The 26,702-nt window shown below is 58.4% G+C and carries 25 protein-coding genes and 1 pseudogene; 13 read left to right on the top strand and 13 right to left on the bottom strand.

Going from position 1 to position 26,702, the window contains the following annotated elements; all coding sequences use genetic code 11:
• Positions 1–13: 13 nt before the first annotated feature.
• The 3 genes from HNR62_RS07810 to HNR62_RS07800 are packed head-to-tail and all read right to left on the bottom strand — an operon-like array spanning position 14 to position 3,060.
• Entirely contained in the window at positions 14–445 is a 432-nt protein-coding gene (locus HNR62_RS07810) for a TIGR02444 family protein (protein WP_239552683.1), read from the bottom strand.
• The gene (locus HNR62_RS07805; RefSeq protein ID WP_204795524.1) at positions 442–2,340 is read right to left on the bottom strand and encodes an ABC transporter ATP-binding protein; all 1,899 of its coding nucleotides are present in this window, start codon (positions 2,338–2,340) and stop codon (positions 442–444) included. The genes HNR62_RS07810 and HNR62_RS07805 overlap by 4 nt, the downstream gene beginning before the upstream one ends.
• Before the next feature lie 30 nt (positions 2,341–2,370).
• A complete protein-coding gene (locus HNR62_RS07800) occupies positions 2,371–3,060 on the bottom strand; it encodes a hypothetical protein (protein WP_204795523.1) in 690 nt (229 codons plus the stop codon).
• 62 nt (positions 3,061–3,122) lie between these two features.
• Here HNR62_RS07800 and HNR62_RS07795 point away from each other — a divergent pair, with 62 nt between their 5' ends.
• Entirely contained in the window at positions 3,123–3,323 is a 201-nt protein-coding gene (locus HNR62_RS07795) for a YheV family putative zinc ribbon protein (RefSeq protein ID WP_204795522.1), read from the top strand.
• 139 nt (positions 3,324–3,462) lie between these two features.
• On the top strand, positions 3,463–3,990 hold the full coding sequence (locus HNR62_RS07790; protein ID WP_204795521.1) for an FKBP-type peptidyl-prolyl cis-trans isomerase: 528 nt from the start codon (positions 3,463–3,465) through the stop codon (positions 3,988–3,990).
• 42 nt (positions 3,991–4,032) lie between these two features.
• Here the strand turns inward: HNR62_RS07790 and HNR62_RS07785 are convergent, their stop codons facing one another.
• The 4 genes from HNR62_RS07785 to HNR62_RS07770 all read right to left on the bottom strand — a co-directional run bounded on the left by HNR62_RS07785 (position 4,033) and on the right by HNR62_RS07770 (position 9,905).
• The gene (locus HNR62_RS07785) at positions 4,033–4,971 is read right to left on the bottom strand and encodes an AEC family transporter (RefSeq protein ID WP_204795520.1); all 939 of its coding nucleotides are present in this window, start codon (positions 4,969–4,971) and stop codon (positions 4,033–4,035) included.
• A 392-nt stretch (positions 4,972–5,363) separates the two neighbouring features.
• Positions 5,364–7,631 (bottom strand): glycoside hydrolase family 3 protein, encoded by a 2,268-nt coding sequence (locus HNR62_RS07780; protein WP_204795519.1) that lies wholly within the window; start codon positions 7,629–7,631, stop codon positions 5,364–5,366.
• Positions 7,632–8,082: 451 nt separating this feature from the next.
• Positions 8,083–9,384, bottom strand: a complete 1,302-nt coding sequence (locus HNR62_RS07775; protein WP_204795518.1) for a TRAP transporter large permease — start codon at positions 9,382–9,384, stop codon at positions 8,083–8,085.
• A 29-nt stretch (positions 9,385–9,413) separates the two neighbouring features.
• Positions 9,414–9,905, bottom strand: coding sequence for a TRAP transporter small permease (locus tag HNR62_RS07770; RefSeq protein WP_204795517.1), 492 nt, complete (start codon positions 9,903–9,905; stop codon positions 9,414–9,416).
• Positions 9,906–10,244: 339 nt separating this feature from the next.
• On the opposite strand from HNR62_RS07770, the gene HNR62_RS07765 reads away from it, so the two are divergent.
• The 7 genes from HNR62_RS07765 (at position 10,245) to HNR62_RS07735 (ending at position 17,985) form a co-directional block, all read left to right on the top strand.
• Entirely contained in the window at positions 10,245–11,216 is a 972-nt protein-coding gene (locus tag HNR62_RS07765; protein WP_204795516.1) for a TRAP transporter substrate-binding protein, read from the top strand.
• Positions 11,217–11,342: 126 nt separating this feature from the next.
• Positions 11,343–12,098 (top strand): GntR family transcriptional regulator, encoded by a 756-nt coding sequence (locus tag HNR62_RS07760; RefSeq protein WP_239552682.1) that lies wholly within the window; start codon positions 11,343–11,345, stop codon positions 12,096–12,098.
• A 113-nt stretch (positions 12,099–12,211) separates the two neighbouring features.
• Positions 12,212–13,399 carry a mannonate dehydratase gene (gene uxuA, locus HNR62_RS07755; protein WP_204795515.1) on the top strand — a complete coding sequence of 396 codons (1,188 nt, stop codon included), beginning with the start codon at positions 12,212–12,214 and terminating at the stop codon, positions 13,397–13,399.
• 89 nt (positions 13,400–13,488) lie between these two features.
• Positions 13,489–14,964, top strand: coding sequence for a mannitol dehydrogenase family protein (locus HNR62_RS07750; protein ID WP_204795514.1), 1,476 nt, complete (start codon positions 13,489–13,491; stop codon positions 14,962–14,964).
• A gap of 24 nt (positions 14,965–14,988) precedes the next feature.
• Positions 14,989–16,410: a glucuronate isomerase gene (gene uxaC / locus HNR62_RS07745; protein ID WP_204795513.1), complete on the top strand. Its 1,422-nt coding sequence runs from the start codon at positions 14,989–14,991 to the stop codon at positions 16,408–16,410.
• Positions 16,407–17,357 carry a sugar kinase gene (locus HNR62_RS07740; protein WP_204795512.1) on the top strand — a complete coding sequence of 317 codons (951 nt, stop codon included), beginning with the start codon at positions 16,407–16,409 and terminating at the stop codon, positions 17,355–17,357. The genes uxaC and HNR62_RS07740 overlap by 4 nt, the downstream gene beginning before the upstream one ends.
• Before the next feature lies 1 nt (position 17,358).
• A complete protein-coding gene (locus HNR62_RS07735; protein ID WP_204795511.1) occupies positions 17,359–17,985 on the top strand; it encodes a bifunctional 4-hydroxy-2-oxoglutarate aldolase/2-dehydro-3-deoxy-phosphogluconate aldolase in 627 nt (208 codons plus the stop codon).
• A gap of 152 nt (positions 17,986–18,137) precedes the next feature.
• On the opposite strand, the gene HNR62_RS07730 is transcribed toward HNR62_RS07735, so the two are convergent.
• Both HNR62_RS07730 and HNR62_RS07725 read right to left on the bottom strand, forming a co-directional pair.
• A complete protein-coding gene (locus HNR62_RS07730) occupies positions 18,138–18,353 on the bottom strand; it encodes a SlyX family protein (RefSeq protein WP_204795510.1) in 216 nt (71 codons plus the stop codon).
• Positions 18,346–19,431 (bottom strand): WD40 repeat domain-containing protein, encoded by a 1,086-nt coding sequence (locus HNR62_RS07725; protein WP_239552681.1) that lies wholly within the window; start codon positions 19,429–19,431, stop codon positions 18,346–18,348. The genes HNR62_RS07730 and HNR62_RS07725 overlap by 8 nt, the downstream gene beginning before the upstream one ends.
• Before the next feature lie 29 nt (positions 19,432–19,460).
• On the opposite strand from HNR62_RS07725, the gene fkpA reads away from it, so the two are divergent.
• Positions 19,461–20,252 (top strand): FKBP-type peptidyl-prolyl cis-trans isomerase, encoded by a 792-nt coding sequence (gene fkpA, locus HNR62_RS07720; protein ID WP_204795509.1) that lies wholly within the window; start codon positions 19,461–19,463, stop codon positions 20,250–20,252.
• A 16-nt stretch (positions 20,253–20,268) separates the two neighbouring features.
• Here fkpA and HNR62_RS07715 read toward each other — a convergent pair whose 3' ends face one another.
• On the bottom strand, positions 20,269–20,637 hold the full coding sequence (locus HNR62_RS07715; protein ID WP_239552680.1) for a GIY-YIG nuclease family protein: 369 nt from the start codon (positions 20,635–20,637) through the stop codon (positions 20,269–20,271).
• Positions 20,634–21,110, bottom strand: a complete 477-nt coding sequence (locus HNR62_RS07710; RefSeq protein WP_204795508.1) for a protein-disulfide reductase DsbD domain-containing protein — start codon at positions 21,108–21,110, stop codon at positions 20,634–20,636. The genes HNR62_RS07715 and HNR62_RS07710 overlap by 4 nt, the downstream gene beginning before the upstream one ends.
• Positions 21,111–21,278: 168 nt before the next feature.
• Between HNR62_RS07710 and HNR62_RS07705 the strand changes: the two genes are divergently transcribed.
• Positions 21,279–21,779: an FxsA family protein gene (locus HNR62_RS07705; RefSeq protein ID WP_338044088.1), complete on the top strand. Its 501-nt coding sequence runs from the start codon at positions 21,279–21,281 to the stop codon at positions 21,777–21,779.
• 32 nt (positions 21,780–21,811) lie between these two features.
• Here HNR62_RS07705 and HNR62_RS07700 read toward each other — a convergent pair whose 3' ends face one another.
• Positions 21,812–23,164, bottom strand: a complete 1,353-nt coding sequence (locus tag HNR62_RS07700) for an MATE family efflux transporter (RefSeq protein ID WP_476703921.1) — start codon at positions 23,162–23,164, stop codon at positions 21,812–21,814.
• 198 nt (positions 23,165–23,362) lie between these two features.
• Between HNR62_RS07700 and HNR62_RS07695 the strand changes: the two genes are divergently transcribed.
• A complete protein-coding gene (locus tag HNR62_RS07695) occupies positions 23,363–23,653 on the top strand; it encodes a co-chaperone GroES (protein ID WP_204795507.1) in 291 nt (96 codons plus the stop codon).
• A 34-nt stretch (positions 23,654–23,687) separates the two neighbouring features.
• The gene (gene groL, locus HNR62_RS07690; protein ID WP_204795506.1) at positions 23,688–25,334 is read left to right on the top strand and encodes a chaperonin GroEL; all 1,647 of its coding nucleotides are present in this window, start codon (positions 23,688–23,690) and stop codon (positions 25,332–25,334) included.
• A 1,221-nt stretch (positions 25,335–26,555) separates the two neighbouring features.
• Here the strand turns inward: groL and HNR62_RS07685 are convergent.
• Positions 26,556–26,702: pseudogene (locus HNR62_RS07685) on the bottom strand (ISAs1 family transposase); the annotation flags it as partial.

Here is a 26,702-nt window from a genome sequence, read left to right as displayed (position 1 = left end):
AAAGGTGTCCGTATTAACCGGCGAGTTTAAGCTGCCACAGCGGCGCATCGGCCACCTGCAGCAGGGTGAGATAGGTGAGCAGGCAGCCGCTGCCGGGCCGGGGCAGATGCTGTTCCAGCACCTGCAACAGCTCCTGCTGTTGCCAGCGCTCCAGCTCCAGCTCGTGCTGCAGCAGCTGCACATACTCTTCGTTGTCGAGTCGGGATTTAAGTCGGCGGCGCAGCCCGCGCCACTGACTAAAGAGTCCCTGACGTTGCTGCAACAGCGGCAGAAAATGCGCGGGATCGGCAACGAGCCCGCGTGCTTCCAGCATCAGCAGCAACAGCAGCAGATTGACGTTGGCGCCGTGTTCGTCCTGCAGTTGCAGGCAGGCCCGGGCCACACCGGGGCGGCTGTAATGCTGCTCGCTGAACTGCCAGAACTGATCGGCGCCGGGCAGCATCATGCCTGCTCCAGCTCTTCCAGTTGCTCCTGCAGTTCCAGCCACTCGGCTTCCGCCTCGGCCAGTTTCTGCTGCAGCGGTATCTGCGATTTCAGCAGTTGCTGCAAGTCGGCTTTTTGCTCGGCGGCGTAAATATCCGGATCGGCCAGGCGCTGCTCGATATCGGCCAGTTGTTGCTGGCACTGTTCCATTTGCTGTTCGAGCCTGGTGATGGCCTTGCGCAGCGGCTGGGTCTGCTGGCGCAGTTCGGCCTGTCGGCGTTTTTCCGCCTTGCGATTCTGGGCCGAATTGTCGCCGGCGGTGCCGACCGATTCGGGCTGGGCGGCCTTGTCCTGGGCCACCAGCCACTGGTGATAATCTTCGATATCGCCGTCGAACGGCTGCACCCGGCCACTGTCCACCAGATAGAACTCGTCGGTGGTGGCGCGCAGCAGGTGCCGGTCGTGCGAGACGATCACCATGGCGCCCTCGAACACCTGCAGCGCCAGGGTCAGCGCCTCGCGCATGTCCAGATCCAGGTGGTTGGTGGGTTCATCCAGCAACAACAGGTTGGGGCGCTGGTAGACGATCAGCGCCAGTACCAGCCGGGCCTTTTCACCGCCGGAGAAGGGGCCGACCGGATCCTTGACCTGATCGCCTCGGAAGTCGAAGCCGCCCAGATAATCGCGCAGGCTCTGCTCGGTGGCCCTGGGATCGAGCCGGGCCAGGTGAGTGAGCGGCGACTCTTCCAGGTGCAGGCTTTCCAGCTGGTGCTGGGCAAAATAACCGAGGGAGATGCCGTTGCTGGCCTCCAGCTTGCCCGACATCGGCGCCAGCTCGCCGGACAGCAGCTTGATAAAGGTGGACTTGCCGGCGCCGTTGCGGCCCAGCAGGCCGATGCGGGAGCCGGGCACCAGATTGAGCTTGATGTCGGACAGTATGGCCTTGCCGCCGTAGCCGGCAGACAGTTTTTCCATCGCAATCAGGGGAATCGGCAGGCTGGCGGGTGGGCGAAAGCTGAAGCTGAACGGCGAGTCGACATGCGCCGGCAGAATTTTTTCCATTCGCTCCATGGCCTTGAGCCGGCTCTGGGCCTGCTTGGCCTTGCTGGCCTTGTAGCGAAAGCGATCCACGTAGTCCTGCATGTGGCTGAGGGCGCGCTGCTGCTTCTCGAACATCGACTGCTGCAGGGCTAGCTGTTCGGCCCGCATGCGCTCGAAGTCGGAATAATTGCCGGTGTATTCGTTGAGCTGGTTGTTTTCGATGTGGATGATGCGATTGACCACGGCATCGAGAAAATCCCGGTCGTGGGAGATCAGGATCAGGGTGCCTTCATAGCTGTTCAGCCAGCGTTCCAGCCAGATCACCGCATCCAGATCCAGGTGGTTGGTGGGCTCATCGAGCAGCAGCAGGTCGGAACGACAGATCAGTGCCTGGGCCAGGTTGAGACGCATGCGCCAACCACCGGAAAAGGCGCTGACCGGGCGGCCCTGGGCCTCGTTGGAAAAGCCCAGACCGTGCAGCAATTCGGCGGCGCGGGCATGGACATGATAGCCGCCGTGAATATCGAGCCGACCGTGCAGTTCGGCGATGGCAATGCCGTCGTGGCGGTCTTCGGCCCGCTCCAGCTCTTTGCACAGGCGGCGGTATTCCCGGTCGCCGTCAATCACGTAATCCAGTGCCGAGCAGCTCAGTGCCGGCGTTTCCTGGGCCACGCTGGCCAGCTGCCAGTCGGTGGGCAGATGGAACTGGCCGCTGTCGATGCCGAGCTCGCCCTTGAACAGGGCGAACAGGGTGGATTTGCCACAGCCGTTTTTCCCCACCAGACCTACCTTCTGGCCGCCGTGAATGACGGCGTTGGCATCTTTTAGCAGGGGGCGGCCGCCCCGGAGGAGTTCAATCTGGTTAAGGGTGATCATGGGATCCTGACTTGTGACAAAAACGCCATTTTACCCGGTTTTACCGCTCCGATGACAGGGGCTTGCCAACCAGTGGCGACAATCCTGTTCAAATTGCGGCACCGAGGTAAAGCCATGCTCCTGCACCAACTGCTCGAGATTCGGGCTTTTGGCCAGATCGCGCAGCACCAGTAAGAGGGCACACTGGCGGCGAAAGCTGTCTGCGTCGCAGCCGAAGCGACGGCGAAACTCGGCCTGCTGGCCCGAGTCCAGGCTAAAGGCGGCGGGATTGGCGGTTACCCACTGCTGCAGCGGCGGCTGCGAGGCGACCGGCAGCAGGGTCTGTAGCTGCAGCTCGTCGTGCAGTATCCGACACAGGCGGCCATGGGCACCTTGCCAGTCCTGCTCACCCGGCCAGTCGGCCAGGCGACCGGCAATGGCGACCAGCAAGGGGGAGGGCATCAGCCGGCCGACACGGGCGGGCTGCTCGAGTCGGGCCGACAGCTCGACCCGGCTCAGTCGGCTGTGGGCAAAGCCATGCCAGGCAAACAGGGTATCGGCGGGCAGAAAGGCGGCCTCGCCCTCGACCAGCGGATAATAATGGCGACCCAGCTGCAGCAGCCCGGCGCCCTGGTGCATCAGCAGCAGCACACCCTTGATGTGACGCTGGCGTTTGCCTGGCACCAGGTGAGGCAGCTCAAGAAGCTGATGATGAATGCTGTAATGGGCGGTTGTGGTCATTGTAGTCGGTTCGTTTTTGGCGGAGAATTCGGGGTCAGGTTTGTCGTTCAGGATGTAAAACCATGGAAACCCGTCGTAAGAAGCGCTTTATTGCCGGGGCCGTCTGCCCCCGCTGTAACGCCATTGATACCATGATGCTGTATATGGAGCACGGTGTCGAGAAAGTCGAATGTGTTGGCTGCGGCCACACCCAAAGTCAGACCGACGATCAGGTCAAGCAAGCCGGTGGTGGCGAGGTGATCGGCGTCTTCAAGCCGGAGTAAGCTCAAGCCGGCATAAACTTAAGCGGCAACAGCTAGGACCCACGGCGGTCATAATGAGTGGCACTGGTGTGGCAGTCGCATTTCATCCCGACCTGCCATCCTGTATGCTATGACAAAATTCATCAGCAGGGTTATTCCCATGAAAGTATCCGAAAACAGCGTGGTTACGCTGGACTTTACCGTCACCAACATCAACGGTGACATCCTCGACTCTACCGAAGGCAAGCAGCCGCTGGAATACCTGCACGGTACCGGCTATCTGGTGGCTGGTCTGGAAGCGGTACTGAACGACAAGGTGGTCGGCGAAGACTTCGACGTGACCCTGAATCCCGAGCAGGCGTACGGCGAGCGTGACGATGCCCTGGTGCAGTCGGTTCCCGGCGAGCTGTTCGACGGCATGGAAGTGGCCGAAGGCGACACCTTCGTGGCCGAGACCGATGACGGCCACCGCCCGGTGACCATCGTCGAAGTAGCGGAAGAATACGTCAAGGTGGATGGCAACCATCCGCTGGCCGGCATGACCCTGACCTTCAAGGGCGTGGTACGCGAAGTGCGTGAAGCGACCGAAGAAGAGCTGGCGCACGGCCACGTGCATGGCGAACACGGCCACGACGAACACGACCACGAGCATGACCATTCAGGCGGTTGCTGCGGTCACAAGCACTGAGTTATCAGGAACAATCGAACAGGGCGCCGCGGCGCCCTTTTTTTATATCCGCACCAGCCAGAGGACAAGGGACAGGGTGATAAAGGCGGTCATGGTCGTCAGCAGCAGGGTGCCGGCGCTGAAGCGGCCATGGCCGTACTGGGCGCCGATAATCGGATACATGCTCATCATCGGCATGGCGGCAATCAGGATCAGGGCCTGGCTCAAGCCGGCGTCGAAGGGCGGCAGCAGCCAGATCATCAGCCCCACCAGCAAGGGATGAAGTATCAGTTTTCCCGCCACCACTATCCCCATGTCGGGAAGCTCGCTCTGGATCTTGTTACCGACCAGAGAGGCGCCAATCGCAAATAATGCCACGGCAACCGATGCCTGGCCCAGCAGCCGCAGAGGGGTGCCGAGGGTATCCGGCAGCCGGAGGTCCAGTAACGAGACGCCCAGGCCGGCAATAATGGCCAGTAACAGGGGATTGCGCAGCAGGCGGCTCAGCAGCAGCCACCAGAGTGAACCGGCCTGATGGCGGCCGTTTTTGGGCGCGCTGTATTCCAGCAGCAGCAGCCCAAGCGGAATCACGATCAGGTTTTCCACCATCACCGCCATGGCAAAGGCCTTGGCCGCCGACGACTCCAGCACCTGCAGCAGGATAGGGAAGCCGAAAAAGGCACTGTTGGGTACCGTCATGCCCATGACCTGGATGGCCGCCAGCGAGCCGTTTTTATGCCGGAAACCCCGAAGCAGCAGCAGGGCCGCGATCAGCGTCAGCAGGGAGCCGCCGCTATAGGCGAGCAAATACAGCGGCTCCAGAACCTGTTTGAACTCCATCTGACTCAGGTTCTGGAACAGCAGGGCGGGCATGGCGAAATACAGCACGAACTGCCCCAGCCCCTGAGCGGCCTGGGCCGTTATCAGCTGCCACCTTACCGCGCCGTACCCCAGGGCGATGAGAATAAATATGGGAACAATGACTGACAGGATAAACGGCATCCATTCCTTCCTTATGGTTGAAAGCGCTTCGGTTAAAAAACATCGGCTTGCCGGCCGCCCCCTGCTCGACAATGGCGAAACGGAAGCGGGTCGGCAAACGGATTAAACACCAGGAACATGGCATTTAATGGTGATACGAATATCAATCGGGGTGCTCTACTGTAATCGGCACCGAACCCGGGAATCTAACATGTTCGACAGGACTTATTTATCCTTATCATGTAACAATCCCCCCCCCCTTACTTGCCGTCGGTTGCATCAGGGACTGGCGCTGGAGCAGACTCTGTCTGATTTACGCAGCCGCAGCCATAGGTTTGCGGTTTGTCCGATAGCAGGACATCGGTGCCATCTGATGGCACCGATGTCGTCGGCATTATCCCTGAAGCCGGGTTTCATTGAGCGAAGCTCAGGCCGTGACCGAAGGGATACAGGGTATCTGCCTGGTCATAGCCGGGGGCATCGGATGCCTGGTCGACAATGGCCTGGGCACTGTTGGCCAGGGCGAACGGCAGCGTGCCGCTCGGGTTGAAGGCACCGGTGATGACGTCCATCAGCGCATCGTCCTTGACCCCGAAGCTGGCCAGAATGGAGCCTGCGTCTTTCATGCCGCTGGCCTCATCCAGTACGAAGGGCTGGCGGAAGTAGACGGACAGCACAGTGTTGTCGGCCCCCACTTCACTCATCACCGCCTGGATATCGGCCAGCGACGGGCTGATGTCCCAGGTCTGTGCCGCCGCCATGCCGGTGAAGTCCAGGACATCCACTTCATCGAACTTGGCGCCGCCGAAGACCAGATTACCGGTATCCTTGTTGGTCACCCGGACCCGGATCAACGCGTAGTCACTGCCTGTGGCATCGGGACGGGCTTCAAGCGCCGGATCGTAATCCCCGTTCACTGCGGTATAGCCATAATCAGCCACTACCGCATCATCCATACCCATGGTGTAGATCTGAATGGCACCACCGGTGGAAGCCGGCAGTGGTAGCACGGGAGACCGAGCGGTATCTTCGTTCTTCAGCAGCACGATGGACTTGCGCTGTGCCAGCCGGGCTTTTTGCTGGAAGGACTCATTACCAACTATGGCCTCGGCACGAACCGGGTCCACGTAGGGGTTTTCAAACAGCCCCAGCTCAAACTGCACCTTCAGCAACCGCTTGACCGACTCATCAAGGCGCGATTCGGGCACCAGGCCCTGTTCGACCAGTGCCAGGATCTCGGCATTCTCGTGGAAACCGGAGAACACATCGGTGCCGGCCTCGATGGCAATCACCAGCTGCTCGGCCTTGGTTTTATCCTGCAAACCCCAGGCGCGGTTATTTTGCACGGTTTGGGTATCGCTTTCCCCGGTGTTCGGATCGTTGATGATGCCGGTGTCGGAGTTGATCACCCCGCCAAAACCGAGATCTCTGCGCAGCAGATCGGACAGGATCCCCTTGGAGAAGGCGATACCGACATTGCCGGCCGGGGTACCGACATCGGTGCTGTAGCTATTATCCGCCACCCGCACGGTATCTTTCACCCGATCAGACACCACATCGACCAGCTCATTGCCGCCCCCGACGTCGAAATTGGTTTTGCCGTCCGGGCTGTTCAGCGACCAATCGCCGCCGCCGACGATGCCGTAGTAGGGCATCAGGGACGCGACACCGGCATCGATCGCGGCCGCAAAAGGCTTGACGTGATAGTCGAACATGCCGGCAGGATAGCTCTGATGCTGACCGGCAAGGTAGTGAGGATCCAGACCCAGGAACTGGGGGCCGCCGCCGGGGAAGTGTTTCATGGTCAGCACCACACTGTTGCGGGTCACCTGCTTGCCCTGCAGGGTGCCGATCAGGGTGGTCATGATGTCGGCGGCCAGATCCGCATCTTCGGTAAAGGTTTCATGTACCCGGTACCAGCGCGGCTCGGTGGACAGATCCGCCATATAGCCGTACATGCCTCGCAGGCCGATGGCGTTCCACTCCTTGCGCATGATATCGGCAAATTCCCCGATCAGCGCCATATCGCGGGTGGCGGCCAGACCGGCCTCTTTCGGCCATTCGGAGAAGGCCCCGGCAGACACGTTGATCCCCGGCTTGGCATTGGGGTCGTTATGGTTACGGGCATTGGATTTGAACAGCAGGGGAACCCCCAGGCGGGAGCCTTCGGCCAGCTCCTGTACGGTATTCATGTACTGGGCGGCCTGGTAGGGGGTGATGGGGGCACTGGCGCGACCATCAATGGTGGCATTCTCCGGTTCGGGATCGGTAATTTGATCCTCCGGTAACACCGGGTTGCGGAAGATAAAGCGGGTCATCTTCTGCTGCTCGATATAATCAAGGTGGATGCCGTTCACCTCGCCATAGGCTGCGGCGTTCATGGTATCGATCAGCATCATGCCGGCTTTTTCTTCCAGCGTCATCTGGTCGACCAGATCATCTATCCGTTCTGCCGTCGTCAGCCGCCAGTCTTCGTAGGCATCGAGTGCATTGTTCTTGTTCAGATCCTTGAAGGTATAACCGTCAACGGTGAGCGTGTTGGCAGAAGAGCCGACCGCGATGTCGGGCTGGGCATAGGAGGGGAGTACTTCAACTACCGTCGTTTTGACATCGTCCTTGCAGCCGGCAAGCAGGATGGCGACCGTCACGGCTATTGGCGCGAGTAAAAACCGTCTTTTCATACCATTTCTCCATTTGCATCCGTTGTTAATGGAATTCTCGATAAACACTCCCGAATAGCCGGTACCGATTAAACGATACCAGCCCGCACCGACCGATTTGTCGCCAACTTGAGTGCGTTAAAAGGTATAACATCTTTGTTAATTAAAAAGCCAAATGAGGCCAGAAATGAGATGTGGATCAACCAGTTTTGTGTTTTTTTGTCGGAGAGTGGGGTGGAAAGTCATGAATGAGCACAAAAAATCACTCAATAGGTTGAATTGGTTAACCGGTTTTTTGGGGCTGAGTTTTTTGGGCTGAGAGGAAGAGGGGGGCTTGGAGCGGCCAATGACCAGCCGTTTCAGAGTCGTCGCTAATCAGGGGCTTATATTGATGGCTGCTCTTGCCATGGGATAGCAGGCGGTGAACTCAATGACCGGGAAGCCTGGGTGATGCGCTTCCCGGTCACTTAAATCAGTAACCCAGCAGAAGTTTGGGCAGGAACAGACTGATTTCAGGTACATAGGCCACGAGTAACAAGGTGGCGAAGAGTACCGCATAGAAGGGCAGCAGCGGCTTGATCACCTTATCAATCGATACGCCGCCGACGGAGCAGCCGATAAACAGGGCGCTGCCGACCGGGGGAGTACAGATGCCGATACACAGGTTAAAGGTCATCATGATGCCGAAATGCACCGGGTCCAGCCCCATTTCCTGGGCGATGGGCCAGAAGATAGGGGTGAAAATCAGTACCGCCGGGGTCATGTCCATGAAAATACCGACCACCAGCAGGATGATGTTGATGATCAACAACAGAATGAGCGGGTTTTCCGATACCGCCAGCAGGGCATCGCTGATCATATAGGGGATATCGGCGTTGGCCATGGCCCAGGACATGCCCATGGAAGCACCGATCAGCAGCAGCACTATGGAGGTGGTAATGGCCGAGTCCAGGATGATTTTGGGCAGCTCTTTTACCTTCACCTCCCGATACACGCCCACCGCCAGGAACAGGGTATAGACAACGGCAATGGCGGAGGCCTCGGTGGCGGTAAACACGCCGGAGATAATGCCGCCCATGATAATGAAGATCAGCGCCAGTGAAGGCAGGGCATCCCAGGTCAGACGCATGACGTCCTGCCAGGTGGAGCGTTTATCGATCGGATAGCCACGTCGCTTGGCGATGATGCCGGCCACCAGCATGATGCCCAGCCCCATCAGCATACCGGGGATATAACCGGCCAGAAACAGCGCCGAAATTGAGGTACCACCCGACACCAGGGAGTACACGATCAGGGTATTGGAGGGCGGTATCAGCAGGCCGCTCGGACAGGAGGCGATATTAACGGCGGCGGAATAGGTCGGGCTGTAACCCTCTCTTCGCTGCATCGGTGCCATGGTGCCGCCCACGGCGGCGGCGGACGCAACGGCCGAGCCGGAAATGGAACCAAACATCATGTTGGCCAGCACGTTACAGTGGGCCAGGGAACCGGGCAGACGGCCACCCAGCACCTTGGCCAGGTTGATCAGTCGCATGGCGATACCGCCACAGTTCATGATATTGCCGGCCAGAATAAAGAAGGGAATCGCCAGCAGTGAAAAGCTGTCCAGTCCCGACGCCATCTTCTGGGACACCACGGCGATGGCCGGCTCGAAGGGCAATGACAGCATAATGGTCAGCACCGAGGAGATACCGATAGCAAAGGACACGGGAATGCCCAGTGCCAGAAATACAAAAAATGAACCAAACAAGGTTAGAATGACGTGCCATTCCATAGTGAACCCTTCCTGTAAACCGAAAAATGTTATGCCGCAGATGGTGAAGTAAGTGTTTTCAGCTTATCCAGCGAGTCCACTACACAATAAAACAGTATCCCCACGCCACTGATGGGCAGACAGAGATAGACGTAACCCATGGGGAGCCCCAGGGCGGGAGAGATCTGGCCGGTAGACAGGGTTTTGTTGACCAGGCCCAGACCGCCATAAATCATGATCACGGAGGCAAACCCGGCCACCGCCAGCTGAACCAGCAATTCGGACCAGGCCTTGCGTTTTCCGGTCAGTCGCATGGTCAGCAGATCGATGGCCAGGTGACGTTTCAGCCCCGTTGCATAAGCGGCACCGAGCAGGCCGACCCACATGAACAGGAAACGCGCCATTTCGTCGGTGACGGTACTGGGGGCGCCAAAGACATAGCGGCTCAGTACCTGCCAGACGACACAACCAACCAGAACCGTTGATATGGTGACAGTGAGCCAAGCCAGCGTGTGGTTGACCAGATTGGTTAGTGCTTTCATATGGTTACCTTGGCATATAGTGATGACCGGATGTGGGTACACCCAGTGATTGCCGCTGAAGAGCGACAGTGTTGAATATTTAGCCTCTTGTCGATATTGGAGGCGATTGTATTCCCTGGTACTACATTAAGAGCGATCTATATCACAGATTGTTTGGTCCAACATATTTTTGTGTTTCAAGTGTGATCCGGTTCAACCAGTTTGTGATTGGTTTTTGACTTTGCTGGCATGTCGGCACATGGTAGATGCTACAGAAGCAGGATTCAGGCTGTACAAGGCTGCAGGCTGGGCTGGCAGTTCAATAGAGTTCAATAGAAAGAACACATGGAGAATATCCGCATGCAAGGAAAAAAAACAATACTGGCATTGATCGTGGGGGCTACCATGGCCGTGAGTGGTGCGGTACAGGCCACCACCCTCAAGCTGAGCCATAATATGGACACCAGCTACCCAGTACATAAAGCCATGAAATTTATGGAAAAACGGGCAAAGGAACTGTCCGGTGGCGATCTCAAGATCCGTATCTATCCCAATGGTCAGCTGGGCTCCCAGCGTGAATCACTGGAGTTGATCCAGAACGGCGCCCTGGACATGGCCAAGTCGAATGCCGCCGAGCTGGAAGCCTTTGCCAAGGCCTATGGCGCCTTCAACATGCCTTACCTGTTCAATGATCAGGACCACTATTACCGGGCGCTGGAAAGCGATATCGGCAAGCAGATCCTGCAGTCCTCCGAGACGAACGGCTTTGTCGGTCTTACCTATTACGATGCGGGCGCCCGCAGCTTCTACGCCAAAAAAGCCATCACCTCACCGGCCGATGTGAAGGGCATGAAGGTGCGGGTACAGCCCAGCCCGACCGCGGTTGAAATGATTAAACTGCTGGGCGGTCACCCTACACCGCTGGCGTTTGGCGAGCTGTATACCGCGCTGCAGCAGGGCGTGGTGGATGCGGCCGAAAACAACCTGCCGTCCATGACCATGAATCGGCACAGCGAAGTGGCCAAGTTTTTCAGCATGGACGAGCACACCATGATCCCGGATGTGCTGGTGATCTCCGCCAGGGTATGGAAAGAGCTGCCCGAGCATGAGCGTAATGCCCTTAGCCAGGCCGCTGCCGAGTCCATGCAGGAAATGAGAAAGCTGTGGGCCGAGTCGGAAATCGCCGAGCGCAAGTCCGCCGAGAAGCAGGGTGTGGAGTTTGTCACCGTCGATAAAGTGCCTTTCCAGCAGGCCGTTGCGCCCATGTACGACACACTGAAACAGGAAGATCCCGAGCTTTATCAGCTGGTTGATGGTTTGCGTAACCTGTAAGTCACCCTGGCAAGCCACAAAATGAAATTGGTAAACCAATTTTGTTGCGTGGCTTGCCAGCTCTGATAGAATTTGTTCATGCGATAGTACTTCGGGTTCGGGATTATTGATTCGGGATTGTTGATCATGTTTGAGCCAAAACGCTTGTATCAGGAGATAGGCATGAAGCTGCGTAACGAGCTTCATTCCGGTCGTTACCAAATCGGCGATCGGCTGCCTCCCGAGCGTAATATCGCGGAGCAGCTGGGCGTCAGTCGCACCGTGGTACGCGAGGCGCTGATCATGCTGGAACTGGAAAACCTGATCGATGTGCGCAAGGGCTCGGGCGTCTATGTGGTCAAGTTGCCTGAGCAGCAACAGGAATCACAGCTTGAGCAAGCCATCCATGAGGATGTCGGTCCATTTGAATTATTGCAGGCCAGGCAGTTGCTGGAGAGTGATATTGCCGCCTTTGCCGCCACCCAGGTAACCAAAAATGGCATTGGCCAGATGCGCCAGGCGCTGGAGCTTGAACGCCAGTCACTGCTTGCCGACGAGAATAATGAAGAGGGCGATGAGCTGTTCCATCGGCTGATTGCCGAGGCCACTCAAAACAGCGTGTTGGTTGATATTCAGCATCAACTCTGGTTACGACGCAAAAACAGCCCCATGTGGCAAAAACTGCACTCACGTATTGCCGACACCAGCTATCGTCGCTTCTGGCTGGATGATCATCTCCGGATACTGGCCGCACTCCAACACAAAGATCCCAAATCCGCGCGTCAAGCCGTGTGGCAGCACCTGGAAAATGTCAAGGAAACCCTGCTGGAACTATCGGATATCGAGGATCCTGAATTCGATGGCTACTTGTTCAGCTCCATTCCGGTTGCCATTGGCGAATAAGACGAATAAGACGAATAACAAGACACAGTGTTAAAAACATATTCTGTCCCTTGCCTATGGATGCCGACGGTATCCATAGGGGCAGACTAAGCCTAAAAGATGAGGATAATGTAATGGAACAAACATGGCGCTGGTATGGCCCGAATGATCCTGTATCGCTGGCCGATGTGCGGCAAGCGGGTGCAACCGGCGTTGTTTCCGCTCTGCACCATATTCCCAACGGTGAAGTCTGGCCGCTCGAGGATATTAAAGAACGCAAGGCGTTAATAGAAAAAAGCGGTCTGACCTGGTCGGTGGTGGAAAGTGTGCCTATCCACGAAGACATCAAGACCCAGACCGGCGACTATCTGAAATATATCGAAAACTACAAGCAGTCGCTGCGTAACCTGGCCGAGTGCGGTATCCATACCGTCTGCTACAACTTTATGCCGATCCTGGACTGGACCCGTACCGATCTGGAGTATGAGTTGCCGGATGGTTCACGGGCACTGCGTTTCGATCAGATCGAGTTCGCGGCCTTTGAATTGCATATTCTCCAGCGTCCCGGCGCCGAAGCCGACTATACGCCGGAAGAAATGGCCCAGGCCAAGGCCCGTTTTGCCGCCATGACCGACGCCGAGAAGGAAAAGCTGACCCGCAACATCATCGCCGGTCTGCCCGGCGCCGAGGAAGGCTACACCATAGCGCAGTTCCGTGAGCGTCTGGCCGTGTACGACGGCATCGACAAGGCCCGGCTGCGCGAGCACTTCGCCTTCTTCCTGAAAAAAATCATACCGGTGGCCGAGCAGTGCGGCCTGCGCATGGCGGTGCACCCGGACGATCCGCCACGGGCCATCCTGGGCCTGCCCCGCATCGTCTCCACGGTGGAAGACATGCAGTGGATGGTGGATACCATCGACAGCATTGCCAATGGTTTTACCATGTGCACCGGCTCCTACGGCGTGCGGGCCGACAACGATCTGGTCAACATGATCCAACGGTTCGGCCATCGCATTTATTTCACCCATCTGCGCGCCACCTGCCGCGAGGGTGATAACCCCAAATCCTTCCATGAAGCGGCGCACCTCAATGGCGATGTCGACATGTATGAAGTGGTCAAGGCCATACTGGCGGAAGAACATCGTCGCAAGCAGGAAGGCAATGAGCTGCTGATCCCCATGCGTCCCGACCACGGTCACCAGATGCTGGACGATTTGAAGAAAACCACCAACCCGGGCTATTCGGCCATTGGCCGCCTGAAAGGCCTGGCCGAAGTCAGAGGTGTGGAGCTGGCCATCAAGCGGGCTTTCTTCAGTAACTGATTTTCGGCGGTAATAAAATAACAAAGGGCTTTCGGCGTAATCACGATGAAAGCCCCTATTTTTTATGATGAGCAGCAAAAGGTTTTCAAATGACTATTGTCGATAAAAATATTGCAAATGCCGAACTTAATCCCAACGTGAAACAAGTCAGTTACGATCCTAGTCATTTAAAAACCAGAATTGTTCATCTCGGTTTTGGCGCCTTCCATCGCGCCCATCAGGCGCTGTTTAACGACGAACTGGCCGCCAGTCATCACAGTGACTGGGGCCAGTGCGTGGTCAAGCTGTTCAGCGGCGCCGACGAAATCAGCGCCCTGCGCGCCCAGAATCATCTTTATACCCTGGTCGAGAAAGGCGCCGAACAGACCGATGTCAAGGTGATCGGTGTGGTGCGTGAATCCCTGCATCCCAAACTGGACGGCATCGAGGCGGTGCTGGAAAAAATGGCCGACCCGGATGTGGCCATCATCTCGCTGACCATCACCGAAAAAGGCTATTGCGTCGATCCGGCCACCGGTCGGCTGGACCAGACCAATGCGCTGATTACCCATGATCTGGTTGACCCGAGCCACCCTCAGTCCGCCATCGGCTACCTGGTGCAGGCCTTGCAGATAAGACGTGAGCGGGGGTTGGGCGGTTTCTCTGTCATGTCCTGCGACAATGTGCCGGAAAACGGCCAGCTGGTTCGCCAGGTGGTGCTGGATTTTGCCGCGCAGCGGGATCCGGCGCTGGCCGACTGGATTGGTACCCATGCCAGCTTTCCCTGCACCATGGTCGATCGTATCGTGCCGGCAGCCACGGCTGATTCCCTGGCCGAGATTACCGGTCTGCTGGGGGTCGAGGATCCTTGTGCCATCGCCTGCGAGCCGTTCCGCCAGTGGGTGATCGAAGACAACTTCGTTGCCGGTCGCCCCGAGTGGGAGCGGGTCGGCGCCGAGCTGGTACAGGACGTGGTGCCCTTCGAGGAAATGAAGTTGCGCATGCTCAACGGCAGCCATTCCTTTCTGGCCTACCTGGGCTACTTGGGTGGCTACCAGCATATTGATGAAACCATGACCGATGCCCATTACCGCCGGGCGGCACTGGCCCTGATGACCCGGGAGCAGGCGCCGACCCTGAATATGCCGGCCGGCACCGATCTGACGGCCTACGCCGAGATGTTGATTGCGCGGTTCGCCAATCCCAAGCTGAAGCACAGAACCTGGCAAATCGCCATGGACGGCAGCCAGAAGCTGCCCCAGCGACTGCTGCAATCCATTCGAACTCATCTGCAACGGGGCACCGACTTTTCTTATCTGGCGCTGGGCGTTGCCGGCTGGATGCGCTACGTCAGCGGCGTGGACGAACAGGGGCAGGCCATCGAGGTGCGGGATCCCATGGCGGCTCAGCTCAAGGCTATTTGTGATCAGCATGGGCTGAAAAGCTCGGTGGTGCCGGCGCTGATCGGCGTAGAGGCCATTTTCGGCACCGATCTGGCGGCCGAGCCGCAGTTTGTTGATGCGGTCACTCGGGCCTATACCAAGCTGGTGACGGCTGGTGCACGCGCCGCCGTGGCATCCTTATAACGCATTGAATAGCAAGGATATATTATGAAGCCCTTTCTCGATGACGATTTTTTGCTGAGCACCCCGACGGCCGTGCGCCTGTATCACGAGTTCGCCAAGGAGCAGCCGATTTATGACTACCACTGTCACCTGAGCCCGCAGGCGGTGGCCGACGATCAGCGTTTTGACAACCTGAGCCAGATTTGGCTGGCAGGGGATCATTACAAGTGGCGCGGCATGCGTTCGGCCGGCATCGATGAGCGGCTGATCACCGGCAATGCCACCGATCTGGAAAAATATCAGGCCTGGGCCAGAACCGTGCCTCAGTGCCTGGGCAATCCTCTGTACCACTGGACTCACCTCGAGTTGAAGCGGCCCTTTGGCATCACCAATACCGTGCTCAATCCCGACACCGCCGATAGCATATGGAACCGGTGTAACGAGCTGCTGGCCACGCCGGAGTTTTCCGCCCGGGGCATCATGCGTCAGATGAAGGTCAGAATGGTCGGCACCACGGACGATCCCGTCGATTCGCTGGAGCACCACAAGGCCATTGCCGAAGACAGCAGCTTCGATATCGAAGTGGCGCCCAGCTGGCGTCCGGATCGGGCCTTTAAAATCGAACTGGACGGCTTTGCCGACTATATGACCCTGCTGGGGCAGGCCGCCGATATAGAGATTCGTCGTTTTGACGATCTGCTGAGCGCCCTGACCCGTCGGCTGGATCATTTTGCCGCCCATGGTTGTCGCGCCGCCGATCACGGTATCGAAATCGTGCGTTTTGCCGCCGTGCCGGCCGAAAGCGAGCTGGATAGCCTGTTGGCCCGGCGCCTGGCCGGTGACGTACTGAACGAGCAGCAGGCCGCCCAGTTCAGTACCGCGGTGCAGGTCTGGCTGGGTCGTCAATACGCCAAACGGGGCTGGGTGATGCAGTTGCATATCGGTGCCCAGCGCAACAACAATAGCCGCATGTTCCGTCTGCTGGGCGCCGATGCCGGCTTCGATTCCATCGGCGACAAGCCGTTCGCCTTCGAGCTGGCCTCGTTGCTCGATGCCATGGACATCACCGACGAGCTGCCGAAGACCATTCTTTACTGCCTGAATCCGCGCGATAACGAGATGATGGCCACCATGATCGGCAACTTCCAGGGCGGCGGTATCGCCGGCAAGGTGCAATTCGGCTCGGGCTGGTGGTTCAACGATCAGAAAGACGGCATGCAGCGCCAGCTGGAGCAGTTATCCCAGCTCGGCCTGCTGAGCCAGTTTGTCGGCATGCTCACCGACTCGCGCAGCTTCCTGTCCTATACCCGCCATGAATACTTCCGCCGTATCCTGTGCGAGATGCTCGGCCGCTGGGTGGAAAAGGGCGAAGCCCCCAACGATATCCAGCTGCTCGGCAGCATGGTGCAGAACATCTGTTACCACAATGCCAGAGACTATTTCCGTCTGCCGGGAGAAGAGGCATGAAACGCATTGCCATTATCGGCGAGTGCATGATCGAGCTGAACGGCGCCCCCTTTGGCGCCATGCAGCAGACCTATGGTGGCGACAGCCTGAACACCGCCGTCTATCTTGCCCGTACCGCCGGTGAGGCGGTCAATATCGATTACATTACCGCCATGGGTACCGATGCGCTGAGCCGGGGCATGGTGGCCCGCTGGCAGCAGGAAGGGCTCAATACCGACCATGTATTGCGTGATGAGCAACGTCAGCCGGGTCTGTACCTGATCCAGCTGGACGAGCAGGGGGAGCGCACCTTTCTTTACTGGCGCAACCAGTCTGCGGCCCGTTACCTGCTGCAACACCCGGACTTCGATACCATCGCTGCCCACCTGGCCGGCTGCGATCTGGTGTATCTGAGCGGGATCAGCCTGGCGATACTGCCGGCGGAAGACCGGGCCCGCCTGCTTTCCCTGCTGAAAAGCCTGTCGCAGCAGGGGGTGGCCATTGCCTTCGATAGCAATTACCGTCCCGCCCTGTGGCAGGATCTGGAAGAAACCCGGGCCGCCTATGGCGAGATCCTGTCCTTTACCGAGCTGGCATTGCTGACCTTTGATGATGAACAGGCCATCTGGGGTGATGAGGTACCGGAAGCTGCCCTGAGCCGACTCTACCGTCAGGGAGTAAAAAAAGCGGTGCTCAAGCTGGGTGCCGAAGGTTGTCTGTATGGTGAGGCCGCGAGCGGCCAGGCCGAGCTGATTGGTACCACGCCCGTTGCCCGGGTGGTGGATACCACCTCGGCCGGCGATGCCTTCAATGCCGGTTTTCTGGCGGGATACCTGCAGGATCTGCCGGCTGCCGAGAGTTGCCGCCAGGGGCATCGACTGGCTGGTATCGTGATCCAGCATAAAGGCGCCATTATTCCCGCATCGGCTACCGCGGATGTACTATTTACGACCACAAGGAATGCTTAACATGAGTACGTTAGTTGAACAGATTGCCGCGCTGAAAATACTGCCGGTTATCGTCCTCGACAAGGCCGAGGATATTGTTCCCCTGGGCAAGGTGCTGGCGGAGAATGGCCTGCCGGCCGCGGAAATTACTTTCCGCTCCGACGCGGCGGTGGAGGCGATTCGCCTGTTGCGTGAGGCCCAGCCCGATATGCTGATCGGCGCCGGTACCGTGCTCACTCGTGAGCAGGTGGTGGCGGCCAAGGAGGCCGGTGCCAGCTTTATCGTGTCTCCGGGCTTCAACCCGAATACGGTCAGGGCCTGCCAGGAGCTGGATATTCCGATTATTCCGGGTACCAACAACCCCAGCACCATCGAAGCCGCCCTGGAGATGGGCCTGACCACGGTCAAGTTCTTCCCGGCGGAAGCGTCCGGTGGCGTCAAGATGATCAAGGCCCTGCTCGGTCCCTTCAACCAGCTGAAAATCATGCCCACCGGCGGTGTGAATGCCAACAACATCAAGGATTACCTGGCCATCCCCGGCGTGATCGCCTGTGGCGGTTCCTGGATGGTGGACAAGGCGCTGGTCAATGCCGGTCAGTGGGATGAAATTGCCCGCCTGACCCGTGAGGCGGTCAAACTGGTTGAATAATACGAGTCCCTGAATCGAGCGCATAAAGCAGGATGGCGGTGGTCATCCTGCTTTTTTTTAAGCGCCAGACCCTAGATATAGGGTGATGTCGGTACGCAAGACAGCAATACCCGAACCGGGAGCAGGCCCCTCCGGCTCGGCTTCGTCTGATTTCAATAATGTGGCGGCGGGGTTTCTTCTTCCTGGCTGGCGACTTCTCCCGGCTGCAATTCCTTCAGTTTTTTCACCATCAGGCTGAGCTGGCTCTTGAGCCGGGCGGCTTCGGCGCCCAGGGCGGTCACCTCCAGGTTCAATTGCTCTATGGTGTCGTCCTGAAAGGCCAGCCGGGTTTCCAGCTGCTCCAGGCGGTGGAGTATGTCTTCATTCATGATGCTGTTCTCTTGAGTCTATGGTCCAGGTTTCACCGAAGCCGGCGGAGCTGACGCTGTAAATATGCTGTTGATCGATAAAGGCCACGTCATACACCATGGCGCTGGCGGGGCGCAGCTTGGTATGCAGGCCGACGGACCACTGTTGTAGTTGCTTGCCATCGTCCAGTTGCCACAGTTCCAGGCGACGGGAGGTGCTGCCGGTCAGCAGTCGATTGTTGCTCGAATCCAGCCGGGCGCTGATAAAGGTCTGGCCGCGATAAGGCACCTGAAGACTGGACAGCAATGCTCCCGATGGCAGCCGATGCAACTGCCCCTGGCCCTGGGCATCGGCACTGAAGGCGAGGCGTCCGCTGCTATCCAGGCGCACCAGGCTGATGCTGTTCTCATGCTGCCAGCGACTGAGGATGGCGGCGTCGGTGGTTTGCCATAACAGGACCTGGCCATTCTGGCTGGCGCTGAGGGCATAACGGCCGTTGGCGGATAAGTCCACCGAATTGATGCGGCTGTTTTCGCCCCCGAGCCGGTGCCCCATGAACAAGAGCCGACGGCCGCTTTGCAGATCGACATATTCGACTTCACCGTTGTGGTAACCGAGCAGCAGGCTGTGGCCATTGTTGGCCAGTGCCAGGGCGCGCAGGGAGTTATTCAGCTGATAGAAGCCGGCATTCCGACCGCTCTGCAGCGACCAGACGGCGACCGTGTCTATGCTGGCCGTGGCGGCGCTGTGGCCATCGGGGGAGATGGCCAACAGCAGAATATCATCGGTGGTTTCGCCCTGGTACCAGTGGTAAAGCGGTTCGTCTTTGCCTCGCTGCCACACCTGCACCGGGCTGGGGCCGGTGGCGACCAGGGTAAAGCGGCCATCGGCACTGGTTTGTGCCGCCAGCACTGTGCCCTCGGCGTAACGGCTCTGGGTCACCGGGGTGTCGCCCGTATCGCAACCCGAGATCAGCAAAAATATGACGCACAGCGTCACCATCGGCAGGTTGGAGGGCATTTTTATGAGCTTGGGCTTTCGCATCGGCAAGGTGAAACGGTAGTATAGGTCCGGATTGATAAGCATCTCATTTTCCATGGTATTTTTCCCCTGTTCTGGAGTGAATAATGAAAAAACTGTTACAAGTCAGTTTGCTGGCCTCTGCGGTGTTGGTGGGTCTGAGTGGTTGTAAGGAAGAGCAGGCGTCTGCCCCAACGGCAGTTGAAGCGGCGCCGGAGCTGGAAAGCTTCGAAGCCAAGTCAGCCTACGCCATCGGCCTGTCCATGGGGCGCTACATCGGCTCCACGCTGGAAAAACAGCAGGAGCTGGGTGTCGAGCTGGATAACGACACCATACTCCGGGGCGTCAAGGACGGTTTCTCCGATGCGGGTCAGATGAGCGACGAAGAAATTCAGGCCGCGCTGACGGCTTATGACGAGCACATCAATGAGCTGATCGAAACCCAGGCCAAGGAGCAGGCGGCGACCACCCTGGAAGAGGGCAGGAAGTTTCTGGAAGAAAACGCCAAGCGTGACGGCGTGACCGTCACCGAGTCGGGCTTGCAGTACGAAGTGCTGACCGAAGGCAACGGCGCCAAGCCGGTGGCCGAAGACGTGGTAACGGTGCACTACACCGGCACCCTGGCTGACGGTACCACCTTCGACAGCTCGGTAGAGCGTGGCGAGCCGGTAAGCTTCCCCCTGAATCAGGTGATCCCGGGCTGGACCGAAGGCGTACAGCTGATGCCGGTGGGTTCCAAGTACAAGCTGTTTATCCCGGCCTCTCTGGGTTATGGCGAATCTGGCGCCGGTAGCATCCCCGGCAATGCGGTACTGGTATTCGAAGTCGAGTTGCTGGATATCAAGGCAACCGAGCAGCCCGAAGCCGAAGCCGAATCCGACGCTCCGGTCGCGGAGTAAGGGGAAAAACGGCGCCTCAGGGCGCCGTTTTTATTTTGGTCTGCAGCGCCACCCAGCCGTGGTCGTCCTGCAATAGCCGTTCTTTATGCGCCTTGCTCAGTCGCTTCAGGCGGTATTCCAGCTGGAGCGCCACGGACTGGCTGGCCACAGTGCGTTGCCACACCAGCTCGGCCGGGCGGCGAGACCAGACATAACGGGAGGCGCGCGAGATTTGCTGGTTGTGCTCTTTGCAGCGGCGCACCGGATCCAGGCTGATACCCGCATAGAAGCTGCCGTCACGACAGCGCAGCAGGTAAAGGTGCCAGGGCGGAGCCGGGTTGTCGGGGGCCTCGTCATTCACACCGTACTCATCCTTCATGCGGTGACCGTCGAAGATAATACTCATCCATCAAGGCCGTTGCGCCCCATTAACGCGGGGACCAGGGGAATGCTGATCTGCTGGGGGGCATAGCAGAGGCCGCTGGTACAGCCCTGGTAGCGGAGCTCGGCCCGGCCGTCTGGCGCCACCTGCTGCAGTGGTATGGTCAGCTCGAGCCGCTGGTAATAGACCTGGCTTTTGCCGAAATATTCGTCCTCGTGCGGGGTGCCGGCGGGGAGCTCCCAGTCGCCGAAACGGGTATTGTGAGGCGATACCGACAATCGCTGGCGATAAAGGTAATAGCCGGGCGCAATGGTAAACTCCAGCAACAGGCCGGAAGGCGTCTGCCTGCTGCTGAGCACAAAGGCCTGCTCGACGGGCAAAAAAGAGGAGCCGGATGCCGCCGGCTCCGGACGCAGGCCCAGCCATTCCAGCACCCCGGCCTGACTCGGGAGCGACATCAGTGCCGAGGTTAGAAGTAACAGCGGTATACGCAACATGGATCACCTTGGGGTTATGGTGGCGGCAGAGAGAACCGAGCGAAGATTACTATAGCGCCGCCCCGGACTAAAATCATCGCGATGTATGATTTGAAAATAACGCGGTTCGCCCCCATCTTGATGGTTTCACCCAGATAAATCGCCAATGCAGGCGAAGATGAGGTTTTAGTGGGTAAGATTTTCTTGATGTTTGTCGGCGCCACCCTGCTGGAAATTTTTGTTTTCATCGAGGTGGGATCGGCCATCGGCGCCTGGAGTACCCTGGCGCTGATCATACTGACCGCCGTGGTCGGCATCAGCCTGGTGCGCATTCAGGGCGTACAGACCCTGATGGAAGCCCAGCGCAAGGTGAATCTGGGCGAGGCCCCGGCCCGGGAAATGCTGGCCGGCATCATGCTGGCCATGAGTGGTGTCCTGCTGCTGCTGCCGGGCTTCGTGTCGGATCTGGGCGGCCTCTTGCTGCTGCTGCCGCCGGTACGCGCCGCCCTGATCGAGTGTTTCATAAGCAAGGCGCACGTACGCGGAGGCAAGGGCCATACCTTTACCGCCGAATATCATGAATACAGCGAAACCCGCATTCATCAGGAGCGGCTGGGCCGGCACTCGGAAAAAGATGAAGAAGGCACCACCTTCGACGGCGAGTTCCAGCGCAAGGACGATGACAAATAATCAACATGGCTGAAAGCCTATGGCTTACCGCTTTAGCTTGTCGGGTGATTGATCTTCCAGGGGAAGCGCCGCCAGGCGAAACCACAGGCGATGACGCCCGCCAGCAGGTTGGCCACCAGCATACCGGTGAAGACGCCGATCTCACCCTGCCAGCGGTTGCCCAGCCAGGCCAGGGGCAGCAGCAGGCCGAACAGCCGGATACCGTTGAGCAGCAGTGAAATACTCGAGACCCGCAGCCCGTTCAGGGCCGATGCCAGCAGCATGAAACAGCCCTGCAACCCATATCCCAATGGCACCAATCGCAGATAAAACGTCAGGTACCGGCTGACCTCGGCGTTGTCGGTAAACTGGCGCGCCAGCCAGGGCGCCAGCCACCACAGCAGCCCGAACACCAGCAGTTGAAAAACCAGCGCGAAGCGCATCGACAGCAGCAGGGCCTGCCGGCTGCGCTCATGCAGACCGGCCCCGGTATTCTGGGAAATAAAGGGCGCCAGTACCGAGCTCAGCGCCATCATGACAATCAGCAGCAGTGCCTCGATGCGCGAGGCGGCCCCGTAGGCGGCAACCGCTTCCTTGCCCAGCCCGGCCAGTATCATCATCAGCACCGCCGTGGTGAGCGGATTGAGCAGGTTGGTAAAGGAGGCCGGAATGGCCACCTGCAACAGCTGACGCCAGTGCGGGATCGCACGCTCCCTTCGCAGCCAGGGCCAGAGCAGCAATCGCTCCCGGCGCCACAACAGCCAGAGTCCGACGAGGGTGGCCATCAGCCAGGAGCAGGCCGACGCAATGGCCGCGCCCCTGATGCCCAGCTCGGGAAAGGGTCCGAATCCGAAGATAAGCAAGGGGTCGAGCAGACCGTTGACCAGGCCGGCCACCATCATCACCAGGCTGGGGGTGCGGGTATCGCCGGTGGCGCGAATGGCCGCATTGCCCACCATGGGCAGCACCAGCAGCGGCATGGTCAGATACCAGATCAGCATATAGTCGTGGATCGGCGTCAGCAGGGTATCGGTCGCGCCCAGCAGCCGGAACAGGGGGTCTATGGTGGTGGCGCCCAGCGCGGCCAGCAGCAGTGCCAACAGCAGCGCAAGCAGCAGGCTGTGACTGGTAAACTGGGCGGCCTCCTGCCGGTTGCCGGCGCCCAGCGCCTGGCCCAGGCAGGCGGACAACCCCGCGCCCAGTCCCATGGCCAGCGAAATCACCACGAAGGTAACCGGAAAGGTAAAGCTGATGGCCGCCAGGGCATCGGTACCGAGCAGGCCGATGAAAAAGATATCAACCAGATTGAAGGCCTGAATGGCGACGATGCCGAGCGCCATGGGACCGGCCATTCTGGCCAGTTGCGGGCCTATGGGGGCAGTCAGCAGCGAATTGTGTGGTACCACTAATGCTCTCTTGAAGTGAGTGAGTCGGCCCTGCAGAGGCGAGGCCCATGATACCGCCGCCGGGCGCGCTTTAAAAAAAATTTATGTGTTGGCCCTTGAAGGGGGGGAATGCGCTCCCATATAGAAGGACAGCGTAACAATTTGCGGCCGCCGGCCGTTTATATCACTAGGTAACAACACTCATCAGGAGAGTTATCGATGAACATTCGTCCATTGCACGATCGCGTTATTATCAAGCGTATTGAAGCCGAGTCAAAATCTGCCGGAGGCATCGTTTTGACCGGGTCTGCCGCCGAAAAGTCCACCCGTGGTGAGGTGCTGGCGGTAGGTAATGGCCGCACCCTGGACAATGGTGAAGTCAAGGCCGTGTCCGTCAAAGTGGGTGACAAGGTTATTTTCAACGAAGGCTTCGGTGTGAAAACCGAGAAGCTGGACGGTCAGGAAGTACTGATCCTGTCCGAAAACGACATTCTGGCTATCGTCGAATAATCATCCGGTTTATCTACTTCAAGGAATATGAACAATGGCTGCTAAAGAAGTTAAATTTGGTAACGACGCTCGCGTAAAAATGCTCAAGGGTGTGAACATCCTGGCCGATGCCGTGAAAGTTACCCTGGGTCCCAAGGGCCGTAACGTGGTACTGGACAAATCTTTCGGTGCCCCCGTTATCACCAAGGACGGCGTGTCCGTCGCCAAGGAAATCGAGCTGGAAGACAAGTTCGAGAACATGGGCGCCCAGATGGTGAAGGAAGTGGCTTCCAAGGCCAACGACGAAGCGGGCGACGGCACCACCACCGCCACCGTACTGGCCCAGTCCATCGTTAACGAAGGCCTGAAAGCGGTTGCCGCCGGCATGAACCCGATGGATCTGAAGCGCGGCATCGACAAGGCCGTGATCCAGGCAGTGGAAGAGCTGAAAGGCCTGTCCGTTCCCTGTAAAGACACCACCGCCATTGCTCAGGTAGGCACCATCTCCGCCAACTCCGACGAAACCGTGGGCGCGCTGATTGCCGAAGCCATGGAAAAAGTCGGTACCGACGGTGTGATCACCGTGGAAGAAGGTCAGGGCCTGCAGGACGAGCTGGACGTGGTAGAAGGCATGCAGTTCGACCGTGGCTATCTGTCTCCCTATTTCATCAACAAGCAGGAAACCGGCACCGTCGAGCTGGAAGACCCCTTCATCCTGCTGGTTGACAAGAAAGTCTCCAATATCCGCGAGCTGCTGCCGGTACTGGAAGGCGTGGCCAAGCAATCCAAGCCGCTGCTGCTGGTTGCCGAAGATATCGAAGGCGAAGCCCTGGCGACCCTGGTGGTGAACAACATGCGTGGCATCGTTAAAGTTGCCGGCGTCAAGGCCCCGGGCTTCGGCGACCGTCGCAAGGCCATGCTGCAGGATATTGCCATCCTGACCGGTGGTACCGTGATCTCCGAAGAAGTGGGTCTGGAACTGGAAAAAGCCACCCTGGAAGATCTGGGCCGTGCCAAGCGCGTGGTGATCACCAAAGACAACACCACCATCATCGATGGCGTGGGTGAAGTGGCGTCCATCGAAGCGCGCGTGGCGCAGATTCGTCAGCAGATCGAAGACTCTTCTTCCGATTACGACAAAGAGAAGCTGCAAGAGCGCGTGGCCAAGCTGGCCGGCGGTGTTGCCGTGATCAAGGTCGGTGCCGCCACCGAAATGGAAATGAAAGAGAAGAAAGCCCGCGTCGACGATGCCCTGCACGCCACTCGTGCCGCGGTAGAAGAAGGTGTGGTACCGGGCGGCGGTGTGGCCCTGGTACGCGTTGCCAGCAAGCTGTCCGAACTGCGTGGCGACAACGAAGACCAGAACGTGGGTATCAAGGTTGCCCTGCGCGCCATGGAATCTCCGCTGCGTCAGATCGTGACCAACGCCGGTGAAGAAGCTTCCGTCGTGGTATCCAAAATCAAGGATGGCGAAGGTAACTTCGGCTACAACGCCGGCAACGATACCTATGGCGACATGCTGGCCATGGGCATCCTGGATCCGACCAAGGTGACTCGCTCTGCGCTGCAGTTCGCCGCTTCCGTGGCCGGTCTGATGATCACCACCGAAGCCATGGTGACCGAGCTGCCGAAGCAGGACGCGCCGGCCATGCCGGACATGGGTGGCATGGGCGGTATGGGCGGCATGGGCGGCATGATGTGATGCGACGAGAGTCGCGCAGGTAGCTAGCCTGGCTGGGTTACACCCGAAGTGATCACTAACTTTTAGGTGGTGGTCACTGCCATTTCCAGCAGAAAATAGTATTTGAGAAAACCCGATATTCAGGCTTGTTCCAGGCCCGAATATCGGTCTCCGTATGGAGTACCGAATTCAGGTATGGGTGATGAGCCTGTATCCCCGCATTACGCGAATGATACACGTTGAAGCAGTCTCGAAATTTGAGGTTGTGAGGTAACGGGAATATCCGTGTCTATCAAAAGCTAAGCACCTGCCGGTGTGAAGCTGTGTCTGATGATTGTTCCACGCGATACTCGGCTAAAAGTAACTTGGCCGGTGTGGTGAGCGGAACCTGTTGTGCAACCAACAGTAGCCTAGGGATAGTGCGTCACTGGTAACGGTGGGGTGCGAAGCTTCCTGACAATGTACTCCCCGCAAGGGTTCGGTTTACATCGCGAGGTGTGCCGGAGATTTCGCCAGTAGCAGGCGGATGAGAGGCTAGGCTGGGTCATATGGTTAACATACGTGAACTGCTAACAAGCACCGTCAACCGCAATGAGCGCAAGCTACTGATGCGCTTTGACCAAAAGGTACAAGGCTGGCTATCCCTCTTACATCTGGGGATACGTTGCCATCAAGCCTTCGGTGTATTGGCAGAACCTAAGTGACTCGTGTCATCGGCACGGAACTCGGAAACCCCGTACCTTCGCCCCGGTTTAATGACCTGGGGCAGGCGAAGAGCAATCGACGCTGTTGGACGTGCGGGTTTGGGAAGTCGGAAAAAGCGAATGCCGTTCTGTAATGGAGCGGATAGGGGGTTAAAGGTTCCTCCACCGGAAACGGGAGCCCACGTCCGACAGGTCTTTAATCGTGTGCAGGCGTGTAAAGCGCCCACAGTGACATGAAAGGTGGCGAAGCGGCCGAGAACCGATTTCGCCAGAACCCTTGCGGGAGCAGATTTCACTCCCGCAAGGGATTGATCCATCTGTTTCTCGCTCGGGGCTTTCATAAACAAAGCACTGAGGAGAATAGCAAGATGAGTACTGAAGTTCATGTACCTGCATTTTCCCACCCGGCTGATAGCTGGCACACCATCGACTGGTATGCCATGCACAGACAGGTGAGGGGGCTACCAGGGCGAGAGCACGTATGTTTACTTTTCACCCAATGACGCCATTCCGGCAATGATCACCTGCTCCAGATAGGCACTGTTTTGTTATCGACCGCAAAGGCGCTGACCATGTGGATGGCTGAGCGGCTGTCCTCACGGTTATATGAGCCCCGCAAGGTCTTGCCATCAATGGCAATGAGCTTACTGCCGGTGCGTTCATTGACCGATTGTGCCCAGTGAAT

The sequence above is a fragment of the Oceanisphaera litoralis genome, assembly GCF_016907015.1.
Lineage (GTDB): Bacteria > Pseudomonadota > Gammaproteobacteria > Enterobacterales > Aeromonadaceae > Oceanimonas > Oceanimonas litoralis.
The sequence above is the reverse complement of the archived record's forward strand: the minus strand, read 5'-3'. Positions and strand labels throughout refer to the sequence as shown.